This is a genomic window from Pseudomonas sp. TE4620 (assembly GCF_056279045.1).
Genome location: NZ_JBWBQO010000001.1, coordinates 2,512,764 through 2,527,156, shown reverse-complemented (window position 1 = coordinate 2,527,156; position 14,393 = coordinate 2,512,764). Strand labels below are relative to the sequence as shown.

5 protein-coding genes are annotated in these 14,393 nt (G+C 67.7%); all 5 read left to right on the top strand.

Annotated elements, in window-relative coordinates; genetic code table 11:
- The first annotated feature begins 90 nt into the window (after positions 1 to 90).
- Genes ACZ9A3_RS11830 through ACZ9A3_RS11810 form a run of 5 tightly spaced genes read left to right on the top strand, consistent with a single transcriptional unit; the run spans position 91 to position 14,279 of the window.
- Positions 91 to 4,413: a non-ribosomal peptide synthetase gene (locus ACZ9A3_RS11830; RefSeq protein ID WP_476252648.1), complete on the top strand. Its 4,323-nt coding sequence runs from the start codon at positions 91 to 93 to the stop codon at positions 4,411 to 4,413.
- The gene (locus ACZ9A3_RS11825; protein WP_476252647.1) at positions 4,410 to 9,815 is read left to right on the top strand and encodes a non-ribosomal peptide synthetase; all 5,406 of its coding nucleotides are present in this window, start codon (positions 4,410 to 4,412) and stop codon (positions 9,813 to 9,815) included. The genes ACZ9A3_RS11830 and ACZ9A3_RS11825 overlap by 4 nt, the downstream gene beginning before the upstream one ends.
- Positions 9,812 to 10,849: a Gfo/Idh/MocA family oxidoreductase gene (locus ACZ9A3_RS11820; RefSeq protein ID WP_045198137.1), complete on the top strand. Its 1,038-nt coding sequence runs from the start codon at positions 9,812 to 9,814 to the stop codon at positions 10,847 to 10,849. The genes ACZ9A3_RS11825 and ACZ9A3_RS11820 overlap by 4 nt, the downstream gene beginning before the upstream one ends.
- Positions 10,846 to 12,585 carry an ABC transporter ATP-binding protein gene (locus ACZ9A3_RS11815; RefSeq protein WP_476252646.1) on the top strand — a complete coding sequence of 580 codons (1,740 nt, stop codon included), beginning with the start codon at positions 10,846 to 10,848 and terminating at the stop codon, positions 12,583 to 12,585. The genes ACZ9A3_RS11820 and ACZ9A3_RS11815 overlap by 4 nt, the downstream gene beginning before the upstream one ends.
- Positions 12,582 to 14,279: an ABC transporter ATP-binding protein gene (locus tag ACZ9A3_RS11810; RefSeq protein ID WP_093382017.1), complete on the top strand. Its 1,698-nt coding sequence runs from the start codon at positions 12,582 to 12,584 to the stop codon at positions 14,277 to 14,279. The genes ACZ9A3_RS11815 and ACZ9A3_RS11810 overlap by 4 nt, the downstream gene beginning before the upstream one ends.
- Positions 14,280 to 14,393: the final 114 nt, after the last annotated feature.

Here is a 14,393-nt window from a genome sequence, read left to right as displayed (position 1 = left end):
AACCCGCCTGCGATAAAGTCTCATTTGATAATGGCTTGCATCTTGGTGAGCCACACAGACTTTATTCTTACGGGCTACAGGAAGCTTTTCATGCGCGAGCTGACAACAGCAGACACCCCCTCGGCCAACCCGCTGCGCTTCTGGCTGATCGAACACCTCGCCCAGTTGCTGGGCGCCTCGGTGGCTGAAATCGACACCCTGGGCGACGAGCAGAACCTGCTCGGCTGCGGGCTCGATTCGATCCGCCTGATGTACCTGCAAGAGCGCCTGCGCAGCCACGGCCTGCAGGTCGAGTTTGCCCAGCTGAGCGCTGAACCGAGCGTGGCCGCCTGGCTGGCGCTGCTGCACGGGCAAACCTTGCAACCTGCGCTGGCGCCTGGCGTTGCACCGGCATCAGTTGGCGAGCAGCACTTCGAGCTCAGCGCCGTGCAGCAAGCCTATTGGCTGGGCCGGGGCGCCGCCGAAGTGCTGGGTAATATCAGTTGTCACGCCTGGCTCGAGTTCGACTGCCAGAGCATCGACCCGCAGCGCCTCGAAGCGGCGGTGAACCTGGTGCAACGTCGCCACCCGATGCTGCGCGCCCGTTTCAACGACGGCCAGCAACAGATCCTGGCGGCGCCGACCGCGCAGGTCTTCGACCACCAGGACTGGCGTCAGCAGTCGCCCCATGACGCGCAGCAGGCCTGGGCTGAACTGCGCCGCTGGCGCTCGCACCAGTGCCTGGCGGTGGAGGCGGGGCAGGTGATGCTGGTGGGCCTGGTGCAACTGCCGGGTGGCCGCGACCGGGTCTGGCTGAGTGTCGACCTGCTGGCCGCCGACGTAGAAAGCCTGCGCCTGCTGATGGCCGAACTGGGCCAGGCTTACCAAGCGCCGGCGTTGCTGCCGGCGCCGCCGACCCTGCACTTTGCCGACTACCTGAGCCGCCGCCAGCAACGGCGCGCCGAGGCTTACGGCCGCGACCGCGAGTACTGGTGCCAGCGCCTGGCGCAATTGCCCGATGGCCCGGCGCTGCCGCTGGCCTGCGCCCCTGAGTCAATCCGCGAACCGCGTTTCAGTCGCCAGGCGTTTGTCTTAAGCGCCGCTGAAGCCGAGCGTTTGCAGCGCCAGGCCAGCGACCATGGCCTGACCTTGTCCTGCGTGTTCGCCACTGCCTTCAACGCAGTGCTGGCGCGCTGGAGCGGGCAGTCGAAGTTCTTGCTCAACGTGCCGTTGTTCGACCGCCATGATGACCATCCGGACATCGACCGGGCGATCGCCGACTTCACCACCTTGCTGCTGGTGGAATGCCAGGACGCGCCGCAGTTGCCCTTCGCCGAGGCGGTGCGCGAGTTTCAGCGCAGCCTGCACGGCGCCATCGACCGTTCTGCCTTTGCGGCCCTGGAAGTGTTGCGCGAAGGCCGTCGCCAGGGCCATCCGCGCTCGGCGCCGGTGGTGTTTTCCAGCAACCTCAACGAGACGGGGTTTGTTCCGGCAAGCTTTCGCCAGGTGTTTGGCGACCTCGACGACATGCTTTCGCAAACCCCGCAGGTATGGCTCGACCACCAGCTGTACCGGGTTGACGACGGCCTGTTGCTGGCCTGGGACAGCATCAGCGAACTGTTCGCCGAGGGTGTGCTGGCGGCGATGTTCCAGGCCTACATCGAATTGCTGCAGCGCCTTGCCGACAGTGACTGGAGCCTGCCGCAACCGGTGCTCCTGCCGCTGGCGCAACAGGCCCGGCGCGAGCGCCAGAACAGCGTACCGGCGCTGGCCCCGGGGCGCGGCCTGCTGGACGACTTTTTCCGCCACGCCAGCCAGCGCCCGGATGACCTGGCGCTGATCTGTGGCGCCCAGCGTTGCAGCTACGGCGAACTGGCCACGCGCGCGCTGCGGGTGGCTGCCGGCTTGCTGGAGGCCGGCATGCGCCAGGGCGAGGCGGTGGAAGTCTGCCTGCCGCGCGGGCTTGGGCAGATCGTCGCGGTGTTCGGCGTGCTCGCGGCAGGTGGCTGCTATGTACCGGTCGACACTGCGCAACCGCCGGCGCGCCGTAGCCTGATCGAATCGGCGGCGGGCATCAGCCTGGTGATTGCGGAGCAAGCACCAACGCCCACGGCGCATAGCCCGTCATTGCGCTGGCTCAACCTGGCGCAGCTGGAACAGTGCGCAGCATTGGCAGCGCCGCGGGCGGTGGCGGCGCAGGCCAGTGCCTATGTGATCTACACCTCCGGCTCCACCGGTGTGCCCAAGGGTGTCGAGGTCAGCCATGGCGCGGCGATCAATACCATCGACGCGCTGCAGGCCGAACTTGGCATCGACCGCGACGACTGCCTGCTGGCAGTGTCGGCGCTGGATTTCGACCTGTCGGTGTTCGACCTGTTCGGGGTGCTGGGGCAGGGCGCGCGCCTGGTGTTGCTGGAGCCCGAAGAAACCCGCGATGCGGCGCGCTGGGCGCAGTTGATTGCCGAGCACCGGGTGAGCCTGTGGAACTCGGCGCCGGCGTTGCTGGAAATGGCCCTGGGCATTGCCGCCAGCGACTGCCACTACCAGAGCCTGCGGGCGGTGTTGCTGTCCGGCGACTGGATCGCCCTGGACCTTGCCGCGCGCCTGCGCCGGCATGCCACGGCGCAGTGCCGGGTGTATGGCCTGGGCGGGGCCACCGAGGCCGGGATCTGGTCGAACCTGCACAGCATCGACGAGGTGCCGGGTCATTGGACCTCGATCCCCTATGGCAAACCTCTGGCCGGCCAGGCCTATCGGGTGGTCGACGACAGCGGCCGCGATGTGCCCGAGCAGGTGGTCGGACAATTGCTGATCGGCGGCGCCAGCCTTGCCCGTGGTTATCGCAACGACCCGCAATTGACTGCCCAGCGTTTTCGCAGCGACGAGCGCGGGCGTTGGTACCACACCGGCGATCGCGGGCGTTTCTGGGGCGACGGCACCATTGAGTTTCTCGGCCGTATCGACCAGCAGGTCAAGGTGCGTGGGCAACGCATCGAACTGGGCGAGATCGAGGCGGCGCTGAGTGCCCATCCTTTGATCGACAACGCCTGCGCGGCGGTGCTGCCAGGCACTGTCGCCAGCCTTGGTGCGGTGCTGGTGAGTAGCCCGGCGCCGGTGACTGTGGCCACGGATGCCCTGCAAGGCGGCTCAATGCCGGACGACACCCTGCAAGCTGAAGCACGGGTTAGCGCCGAGCTGCTGCAACGCCTGCTCAATGGCCAAGCGTTGCCGGCGCCGGAGCTGCTGGACACCTGGCGCCAGTGGTTGGGCGAACAACCCAGCCAAGCCATGAGCCTCGGTGATGCCCTGGCGCGACTGGGCTGGCGCGAGGCCGACCTGCAGGCCATGGTCGCTTCGCTGCAGTCGCTGTTGGCGGTCGAGGGTGGCGCTGCCCAGGTGCTGTTCGATCCGCTGCTGGCGCCCCAGGCCATGGCCCTTAACCTGCCGGCCGGGCGCCAGTTGCTCGATGCCATGAGCCAGGTGCTGCAGCAGCAGTGCAGCGCCCAGGCCGGGCCGTTGAGGGTCGCGGTGCTGGATGTGCGCGGTGGCCAGTTGCTGGATCAATGGCTCGACCACCTCGGCCAGCGCGAGCTGCAATTGACCCTGTTCGAGACCAGCCCCGGCCTCTTGGCCGCCTCTACCGGCAAGCGCCCGGGCGTTGCCAGCCAACTGCTGGTGGATGGCCTGCTGCCCGTCGAGCAGTGCGCGCAGTACGACCTGGTGATCAGCTTCGCCGCCTTGCACAGCTATGCGCAGCCGGCTGACTGCCTGAACCTGGCCCAGGCGCTGCTCAAGCCGGGCGGGCGCCTGCTGCTCGCCGAGCTGTTGCGTGACTCGCCGCTGAGGCTGGTCAGCGCAGCGCTGCTCGACAGCCGCAGGCCAGTGCTGGCTGACCCTGCGCAGATCGCCCAGCTGCTTGGCCGCAGTGGCTTTGCCGAGCTGCACAGCCTGTGGCAGAACCCGGCGATGCTGTTGCTCAGCGCCAGCGCCACGGCCGATGCCCTGAGCGCCGACAGTCTGCAGCACTGGCTGCAACAACGCCTGCCGCAAGCGATGCGCCCCGAACACCTCTGGTGCCTGCCGCGCCTGGAGCTCAACGCCAACGGCAAGATCGACCGCAAGCGCCTGCAAGCCTGCATGATGCAAGCGCTGCAGCGCCAACAGCCGGCCAGCAGCGAGGAGGGCGAGCTCAATCCTGCGCTACAACCCCTGGCCGGGTGCTGGGAGGCGGTGCTCGGACGCCCGGTGCGCAGCGCCCAGGGCAGTTTTTTCAGCCTCGGCGGCGACAGCCTGCTGGCGACCCGGCTGCTGGCCAGCGTGCGCGAGCAACTGGGCATCAGCCTGCGCATGAGTGACTTCTACCTGCAGCCAACCTTGGCCGGCATGGCCGCGCTGCTGGCCAGCAGTGCCGCAGTAGAGGAGGGCGTGCTATGAGCCTGAATGACCTGTTGCACATCTGCCGTGAGCGCCAGATCGAACTCTGGGCTACTGAAGGCCAGTTGCATTTTCGTGCGCCGCAAGGGGCGCTGGACCCGGCCCTGGCCGAACGTATCCGCGCCCAGCGCGAGGCGCTGATGGATCATCTGTTGCCGCGTTCGCAGTGGCGCTCGCAACCTGAACAGGCGCTGCAGCCTTTTGCCCTGAGCGCGGTGCAGGGCGCCTACGTGCTGGGGCGCAATCCGGCCTTCGACTATGGCGGCAATGCCTGCCACTTGTATGTTGAATACCCGTGGCCGGCCACTGTCGACAGCGAGCAACTGAACCAGGCCTGGAACGCCCTGGTGCAGCGCCACCCGATGCTGCGCGCGGTGGTGCAAGACAACAGCCGTCAGTGCGTGCAGGCCCAGGTGCCTTGGCAATGCCTGCCGTTGCATGACCTGCGCCAGGCTTCGGCGCAAGCCTTCGATGCGCACCTGCAGCAGGTACGCGAGCGCCTCGATCATGCCTGCCATGCCCTCGACCAGTGGCCGGTCCTGCTGCCGGAACTGAGCCAGGGCGCCGATCGCGCGGTTCTGCATTGCTCGGTGGATTTCACCCTCATCGACTACGCCAGCTTGCAACTGCTGCTGGTAGAGCTGAGCCAGCGCTACCTGGAGCCAAACCGGCACTGGCCGGTGCTGGAGGCGACCTTTCGCGACTACCTGCAGCATGAACAACAGAGCCGTGAAAGCGCCACCTGGCAGAGCGACAAGGCCTGGTGGCTGGCGCGCCTGGAGAGCCTGCCGGGGCGACCGGACCTGCCCCTGAGCGATGACGCCGGGATCACCTCGCGGCGTTTTCAGCACCACCATGCCAGCTTGAGCGTGGCCCAGTGGAATGCGCTCTGCGCCCTGGCCAGCGCCCAGGGTTTGAGTGCGGCGGGGGTGACCCTGGCGGCGTTCGCCGAGGTCATCGGGCGCTGGAGCCAGAGCGCTGACTTTTGCCTCAACCTCACCGTCCTCAACCGCCCGGACCTGCACCCGCAACTGGGCCAGGTGCTGGGCGACTTCACCGCCTTGAGCCTGTTGCAGGTCAATGGCGCCAGTGGCGCCAACTTCGTCCAGCGGGCACGGCGCATCGGCGCGCAGCTGTTCGACGACCTCGACCACAGCCGCTTTACCGGGGTCGAGGTGTTGCGCGAACTGGCACGGGTCCAGGGCCGTGGCGCCGACCTGATGCCGGTGGTGTTCACCAGCGGCATCGGCAGCGTCGAGCGCCTGCTGGGGGATAGCGGGCGCTTGTTGCAGCCGCCGAGCTACATGATCAGCCAGACCCCCCAGGTGTGGATCGATTGCCAGGTCAGCGACCAGTACGGCGGTTTGCAGATTGGCTGGGACGTACGCGTCGGCGTCCTGCCAGACGGCATGGCGGCGCAGATGTTCGAGGCCTATGTCGCGTTGCTGCAGCGCCTGTCTGCGGATGCACAGCTTTGGCAGCAGCGCGGCGATATCGTCCTGGCGCAGCAGCGGGTCGCGCATCTGTCGGCGGTTAAAGCCGAGGACCGCAACATCGCCAGCGGCTTTGCCGGTCAGGCGTTGCGCAGCCCGGATGCGCCGGTGATCAGCGATCGCGACGGCGTTTACAGCTATCGCCAGGTCGCCCAGCACGCCGACGCCGTGCGCGCGGCGCTGGAGGCCCTTGATGTTGCCCCCGGGGCGCGGGTGGCGGTGATGCTGCCCAAGAGCGCCTGGCAACTGATGGCCGTGCTCGGCATCAACCAGATGGGCGCAGCCTATGTGCCCATCGACATCCGCCAACCGGCTCTGCGCCGCGAAGCCATTTTGCGCGATGCCGGAATTGCTGCGCTCATCTGCCTGGAAACCGAAGCCTTGCCTGCAGGCCTTGCGCTGCCGCGCATTGCCATCGACAGCCTCACCGCCGCCAGCCACTGGCCGCCGCGCGAACCGCTGGCGGTGCAGGCTGGCGACCTGGCCTACATCATCTACACCTCCGGCTCCACCGGCACGCCCAAGGGCGTGATGCTCAGCCATGGCGCGGTGGTCAACACCCTCGACGACATCAACCAGCGCTACGGCGTCAATGCCCGGGACCGGGTGCTGGGGCTGGCGGAGCTGAGTTTCGACCTGTCGGTGTACGACTTTTTCGGCGCAACGGCTGTGGGCGCGCAGGTGGTACTGCCAGACCCCGAGCGTGGCGCCGATCCTTCGCACTGGGCGCAACTGATGGCCGAGTACGGTGTGACCCTGTGGAACTCGGTGCCGGCCCAGGGGCAGATGCTGATCGATTACCTGGAAAGCGAACCGGCAGCCATTCCCGGGCCGCGTTGCGTGATGTGGTCTGGCGACTGGATTCCCACCACCTTGCCAACCCGCTGGTGGCAGCGCTGGCCCGACAGCCAGCTGTTCAGCCTCGGCGGTGCGACCGAGGCGGCGATCTGGTCGGTGGAGCACCCGATTCGCCCCGCCGACACGGCCTTGCCGAGCATCCCCTACGGCCTCGCCCTCAACGGCCAGACCCTGGAAGTGCTCGACAGCCTCGGCAGGCAATGCCCGCCGGGGGTGCGCGGCGAGATTCATATCGGCGGCCTGGGCCTGGCCCTGGGCTACGCCGAAGACCCGCAACGTACCGCCGAGCGCTTCATCACCCATGCCAGCGGCCGGCGCTTGTACCGCACCGGCGACCTCGGCCGCTACCTGGACGAGGACGGCCTGATCGAGTTCCTCGGGCGCCAGGACGATCAGGTGAAAATCCGCGGCCATCGCATCGAGCTTGCGGAGATCGACGCTGCCTGGCTCGCTCACCCACAGATCGCTGCCAGCACCACGGTACTGGTGGGCGAGCGTCACGAGCGTTCGCTGTGCAGCTTTGTCACTGCACAAACTTCGGCTAACGATCCACAACGGGTTGGCGAGGAATTGGCCGAGGTTATGGCCAAGGCGCGTGACACCCTGGAACAGGCCGATTTCGGCCCGCGTGAAGAGATTCAGGCCGCCCTGGCGGCGCTGGACCGGGCGGCCGATGCCTCGCTGCTGCACTGGCTGGCCAGCAGCGGCCTGCTCGCAGCGGGCGAGGAGGTGGCTTTTGCCCCGCTGTGCCAGGCGCTCAAGCTTGAAACCGGCCAGCAGCGGCTGCTGCAGCATTGGCTGATGCTGTTGACCGACAGCGGCTATCTGCAACGTGCGGGTGCAGGCTGGCGCTGCCTGGTAGACCCCGGCGCGTTCGATCAGGCCCAGGCCTGGGCGCATTTCGCCCAATTGGCCCCGGCGCCGTTGTGGCCGGTGGAACTGGTCGACTACCTGCGTGGCAGCGCCATGCGCCTGGCCGAGCAACTGGATGGCCGGCTGAGCCCGGCCAGCCTGATGTTCCCCGAGGGCTCGGCGCATATTGCCGAGGCCATGTACAGCCGTGGCCTGCATGCCCAGGTGCTGCACCAGGCCATGGCCGAGGCGGTCAGGGCGATTGTTGCCCGTGAAGGCATGCGCAACTGGCGCATTCTTGAAGTCGGCGCCGGCACCGCTGCCGCCAGTGCCTCGGTCATTGCCGCGCTGGCGCCTTTGGCGGCAGCCGGGGTGCAGATCGACTACCTGTTCTCGGATGTCTCCAGCTACTTCCTCAATGCTGCCCGGGAGCGCTTTGCCGAGTACCCGTGGGTGCGCTTCATGCATTTCGACATGAACAAACCCGCCTGCGAGCAGGGCCTGCAGCCAGGCTCGGTGGACCTGCTGCTCAGTTCCGGGGCCTTGAACAATGCCCTCGACACCCCGCGCTTGCTGGCCGGGCTGCGTCAGCTGTTGCAGGCCGATGCCTGGCTGGTGATCCAGGAGCTGACCCGCGAACACCGGGAAATCAGCATCAGCCAGAGCCTGATGATGGAAACGCCGCAAGACCTGCGGGCGAGCACCGGGCAATTGTTCGTGCACCGCCAGCAGTGGCTGGACTGGCTCAACGCGCAGGCCGGCGACCATGCCCAGGCCCTGGGGTCAGCGGACAGCGTATTGTCGTTGCTGGGCTATGACCTGCTGGTGGCACGGATGAAAACCGACCGCCCCGTGCTCGCCAGCAACGACCTGCTGGCGTTTATCGCCGAGCGTGTGCCGCGCTACATGGTGCCGGCCCAGGTGCGGGTGCTGGACGCGCTGCCGGTCACCGCTAACGGCAAGATCGACCGCCGCGCCCTGACCCATCAGGCCCAGCAGCGCCAGCTGGAGCCGTTGCGCCAGGTGCGCAGCGAGGTCAGCGATGAGTTGGTCCAGCGCCTGATCGGGCACTGGCAGCGGGTGCTCGACTGCACCGAGCTGTCGGCCGATCAGGACTTCTTCGCCGCCGGTGGCGACTCTCTGCTGATCGCCCAGTTGATCGCCGGCCTGCGCGAGCAGGAAGCGCTGGCCCGTGCACACCCCTTCGATCGCCTGTTGCGCTGGGCCCTCAGCCAGCCGACCCCAGCCGGCCTGGCCCAGCGTTTGCGTAGTGAGTCAGGGGCTGAGGCGCCGGCCGCTGAACAGCCGGCAACGCCTGTTTTGCAAGCCACCCGGTCGCCGTTGGCCGGGCGCGTACGGGTCGACGCCTTGAGTGAGCTGGCCGCAGGCGAGGGCATTGCCCGGGTGCTGGTGCATGAAGGCCTCGGCACGCTGTTGCCGTATCGCCGGCTGATTGCCGAGCTTGCCGGCAGCGGCCCGCTGCTGGGGCTGGCGGTACACGACAGCGAGGCCTACCTGCGCCTGGCGCCGCAGCATGTCAATGCCACCCTCGGCAAGCGTTATGCCCAGGCTCTGTGGGACAGCGGCCGGCGCAGCTTCGATCTGCTGGGCTACTGCTCCGGCGGGCTGGTGACCCTGGAACTGGCCAAGGCGCTGCTGCAACTGGGCGCCGAGGTGCGCCGGGTGGATATAGTCTCCAGCTACCGCATCCCGTATCGGCTGGATGACGAGTTGCTGATCCTCTACAGCTTTGCCGCCACCCTCGGCCTGGACCCGCAGGCGCTCGGCTTGCCGTCGGCCGAGCAGTTGCAGGCGGCCCTGGCGCCGCTTGTGCAGGCATCCGTGCAACACCTGCCGGCGGGCAGCTTGAGCGCAGCCTTGCCGGCCTTCGACGTTGCCCAGCTCAAGGCCCGGGTGCTGAGCGCCGCCAGCGGCATCGCCGATGAACAGCTGTACCGGGTGTTTGCCCATTCGGTACGGGCCAGCCACTACAGCGACAGTGCGCCGTACATCGGTGCCGTGCGCCTGTTCGTGCCCAGTGTCGGCAACCCCTTGATCGCCAATCACCAGGCCAGCCTGCAGGCCTGGTGGCAGGCCGCGTCGCTGGCGCCGCTCAGTGTGCAGACCCTGCGCGGCAATCACTTCGATTGCCTGAACGCCGGGCTCAGTCGTTACTTGCTGGAGGAACAGCGCCCATGAACACTCCCGTCAAAACCCTGGTAGTGGGTTCCCGATTCGGCCAGTTCTACGCCGCCGGTGTCGCCGCTGCCGAGCACCTGCAGCTGGTCGGCGTGCTGGGCCAGGGCAGTCGCCGTTCACAGGCCCTGGCCCGGCATCTTCGTGTACCGTGTTTCGCGGCCCTCGAACAGCTGCCCGACGACACCCGCCTGGCCTGCGTGGCGGTGGGCGGCGCGGCGCGCGGCGAGCAGGGCCCGGCTCTGGCGCAAGCGTTGATGGCGCGCGGTATCGATGTGTTGATCGAACACCCGCTGTTGCCTCAGGAGCTGCACGAGCTGTTGCGCTGCGCGGCACGCTTGCAGCGCCGTTGCCTGCTCAACAGTTTTTACCCGCAGTTGCCGTGGGTGGCGCGCTTCATCGAGCTGGGCCGGCAGTTGCATCGTCAGCAGGGCATCCGCCATATCGAGGCCAGTTGTGCGGTGCAGGTCAGCTACGCCACCCTCGACATCCTGGCGGCGTTGTTGGAGTCGGTGGGGCCGTGGTCGCTGGACAACCTGGCACCGGCGCTGTCGCCGTGGCGCGATGTCAGCCTGGTGATGGCCGAGGTGCCGGTGTCGTTACGGGTGCTCAATGAACTGGCGGCGGCCGATGACGGGCGCATGCAGATGCTCCAGCGCATCAGCCTGGCCACCGACAGCGGCACCTTGCTGCTGGCCTCACCGCACGGGCCGCTGCTGTGGATGCCAGCGGTGCGCGCGCCGCGCGAGGACGAGGACGGCTTGTTTGTGCTGAGCGGCGGCGCCTTGCCGTGTGCCGAAGTGCTGATGGACGCCGCCACGGACTGGGGCCAGGTCTATCGGCAGCTCTGGCCACTGGCTGCGGCCAGGGCCTTGGAGCCGTTGCTCGACGGTGCAGGGCTGGTGCGCCGGCAACAGCGCAGCCTGGAAGTGGTCGCGCTGTGGCAGCAGGTGACAGCCGCCATCGGTTTTCCGCAAACGCCCGCACAGGCCTTGCCGGCAGCCACCCTGGCGCAGGCGCTGGAGGGGTGCCAATGAACCTGTTGGGGCCTGAACTGCAGGCACTGCTGCGCCCGTTCCGGGCGCGTTTGTGCCTGGCGGTGGTGGTGCAAGCCATATCCGGGGTCAGCTCGCTGTTGCCGCTGATTGCCCTGGCGCACCTGGCCGAGAGCCTGCAACAGGCGCCGCCGCTGGCGCCCGGGGTGATGAACTGGGTGCTGCTGGCGGTGCTCGGCTCGGCCCTGTGGCTGTGTGGCCAGACCCTGGCCCTGCACCTCACCCACGGTGTTGATGCCGACCTGTGCGAGCGTTTGCGCGTGCGCCTGGCCGAGCATCTGCAACGCTTGCCGCTGGGCTGGTTCGCCCGGCTCGGGCCCGAGGGCGTGACCCGCTATGCCGAGCAGGACGTACGTGCATTGCACCAGTTGGTCGGCCATGCGCCGGCCGATCTGGTCAACCTGCTGCTGATCCCCCTGGCCACCTTCGGCTACCTGCTGTGGAGCGACAGCGCCCTGGCGCTGTGGTGCCTGCTGCCATTGGCACTGGGGGTGCTGGGGTACTGGCGGCTGGGCTCGGCGCACTACCGTGAAGATGTCGAGCAGCGCAATGCGGCGGTGCAGCAGTTGTTCAGCGACTACAGCCAGTTCGCCGCCAATCTGCGCCTGGTCCGCCAGTTCCCGGGGGCCGGCGTGCAGCGCAGCCTGCAACAGGCGGTGCAGCGCTTTGATCAGCGTTTCAGCCACTGGGTGAGCCGCGCCGGTCAACTGGCGGCGTTGGTCCAGGTGCTGCTCAGTGCGCCCTGGCTGCTGGCCTGGGTGGTGCTTGGCGCGTTGCTGCCGGGGCTGAGCGAAATCGGCGCGGCGCAGTTGTGCGCCTTTCTGTTGCTGGTCCGGGCCATGGCCGCGCCGGTGCTGGCCATGGGGCACGGCCTCGATGCCCTCAATAGCGCGCGGGTCAGTGCGCAGCGCTTGCAGGAAGTGTTGAGCACGCCGCCGCTGGCCGAGCCCGACGCGCCGCAAGCGCCCAGGGACGCCAGCGTGGAAATGCGCGAGGTGTCCTTCGCCCATGGCGAGGTGCCGGTATTGTCAGCGATCAACCTGCGCCTGGAGCCAGGCACCACCACGGCCCTGGTGGGGCCGTCGGGCGCGGGCAAAAGTACCCTGGCCGGCTTGATTGCGCGGTTCATGGACGTCGACAGCGGCCAGGTGCTGGTCGGCGGGGTGGATGTTCGGCAGATCGCCAGCGCGCAACTGCAACGGCATCTGGCGCTGGTGTTCCAGCACGCCGGAGTGCTGCGCCTGTCGCTGGCGCAGAACATCGCCCTGTACCAGCCCGACGCCAGCCTCGAGCAGATTCGCGAGGCTGCACGGGCGGCCTGCCTCGACAGCCGGATCATGGCGCTGGCTAAGGGCTACGCGAGCATAGCCGGTGACGATGTGCAGTTGTCGGGCGGCGAGCTGCAACGCCTGGCCATTGCCCGGGCGCTGCTTTCGAGTGCGCCGATCATGCTCCTCGACGAGCCGACCTCGGCTACCGATCCGCACACCGAGCGGGCCTTGCGCATGGCCCTGCACGAGGGCGCGGCCGGGCGTACGCGGTTGATCGTTGCCCACCGCTTGCAGAGCATCTGCCATGCCGAGCAGATCCTGGTGTTGAACCAGGGCCGGATCGTTCAGCGTGGCAGTCATCAGCAGTTGCTGGCCATGGACGGCCTTTACCGTCAGTTGTGGCGTGAACAAATGTCCGATGCCGAGCAAATGGAGCCTGTGTCATGAGTGTTTTTTCGTCCTTGCGCCAGTTGCCGCAGCGCACCTGGCAAGCCCTGCGCGCGGCGCTGATATGGATGGTGCTGGCCGCGGTGCTTGATGGTCTGGCGGGGCTGGCACTGGTGCCGCTGGTGCTGGCCTGGTTCGACCGCGCAGGCGCCGATGTGCTGCAGCCGGTGGGGCTGCTGCTGGGCCTGACGCTGCTGCAGGCCCTGGTCAGCTACATCGCCCAGCGGCGTGGTTACCTCGCTGGGGCAGGGCTGGCAGCGGGGCTGGTGTCGCGCTTGCTGGAGCATTTGCCACGGCTGGCGCGGGGCCGCCAGCGCCATCTCGACGACCTGGTGCGCGGGCCGGTGTTCAGCAGCATGAGTATCCCGGCGCACCTGTTGGCGCCGTTGATTACCGCGTTGGTGACGCCAACGGTGGTGGTCCTTGGCCTGTTCGCCCTGGCGCCATCCGTGGCGCTGGCGTTGGCCGTGGCCTACCTGCCGTTGTTCGGCCTGCTGCGCTGGGCCGGGCGGCGCAGCCTGGACCTTGAGCAACAGCGCCAGACGGTTGATCGGCATGCCGGGCAACTGCTGCAAACTTTCGCCGAACAACAGGCGCTGATGCGTAGCAGCGCCGTTGCCAGCCAGGGCCAGGTGGCCCTGCGCGAGGCCCTGCAGCAGCAACATCAGGCGACCCGTTCGCTCAACCGCCAGGCATTGCCCGCCAGCCTGGGCTTTGCCAGCGCAGTGCAACTGGTGTTTTCGGCGCTGCTGGTCGGCGGCGTGCTGGCGGTCGCCGCCGGGCATTTGCCCGGGGCGCTGCTGGTGGCGGTGCTGGTATTGCTGGTGCGCTTTGTCGAGCCGCTGTCACAACTGGCGCAATTGGACCAGGCCCTGCGCATGGCCTGGCAGGCCTTGGCACAGGTGCTGGGGGTATTGGCGCAACCGATCCTGCACAGCCCGCAACCCGGCTTGCAACCCCTGGACGCCAGCCTGCAGGGCCAGGGCCTGAGCAGCTACGGCGAACATGGCGAGCACCTGCTCAAGGACCTCGACCTGTACTGCGCGTCTGGTACCTTCACGGCCATTGTCGGGCCGTCGGGCGCCGGTAAAAGTACGCTGCTGGCGTTGCTGGGGCGGGGCATGGATGCCCAGGCCGGCGAAGTGCGTCTGGGCCAGGTGGACATCCGCCAGTTGAGCGAGCAAACCCTTGCCGCGCACTTGACCCAGGTGTTCCAGGACAGCGGCCTGTTCGCCGGCAGCCTGCTATGGAATGTCAGCATGGCGCGGCCACAGGCAACGCCTGGGCAATTGCAGCAGGCCGCTGAAGCAGCGGCGCTGGATGAGGTGATCGCCAGCCTGGCCGAGGGCTGGCACAGCGAGGTCGGCCCGGGCGGCGCCTTGCTCTCCGGTGGCCAGCGCCAGCGCGTAGGGCTGGCGCGAGCGCTGCTGTCGCCGGCGCCGATCCTGTTGCTCGACGAGCCCACTGCCAGCCTCGATGCGCGCAGCGAGGCGCGGGTCAATCGCAGCCTGCGGGCATTGCGCGGCCGGCGCACGCTGGTGTTGGTGTCGCACAACCCGGCGCTGGTGCGCGACGCCGATCAGATCCTGGTGCTGGAGGCCGGGCGCCTGAGCGGCAGCGGCAGTCATGAGCAACTGCTGGCCACCCACCCGTGGTATGCGCAGTTCGTCGAGCAGCACGGTGTCGTCGATTGAATGCACCGGTGCCGGGCATCAATTGAAAAAGTCCCTAAATCGAAAAGTTCGCCCACTCGTTTGAAGGATACTAATGAGAATTATTATCGAAATTGGGGCGGGGCAATGTTACAT

Coding starts and splice junctions, on each gene's coding strand:
- ACZ9A3_RS11820 (WP_045198137.1), top strand. CDS start 9,812: ATGAACACTCCCGTCAAAACCCTGGTAGTGGGTTCCCGATTCGGCCAG.
- ACZ9A3_RS11815 (WP_476252646.1), top strand. CDS start 10,846: ATGAACCTGTTGGGGCCTGAACTGCAGGCACTGCTGCGCCCGTTCCGG.
- ACZ9A3_RS11825 (WP_476252647.1), top strand. CDS start 4,410: ATGAGCCTGAATGACCTGTTGCACATCTGCCGTGAGCGCCAGATCGAA.
- ACZ9A3_RS11830 (WP_476252648.1), top strand. CDS start 91: ATGCGCGAGCTGACAACAGCAGACACCCCCTCGGCCAACCCGCTGCGC.
- ACZ9A3_RS11810 (WP_093382017.1), top strand. CDS start 12,582: ATGAGTGTTTTTTCGTCCTTGCGCCAGTTGCCGCAGCGCACCTGGCAA.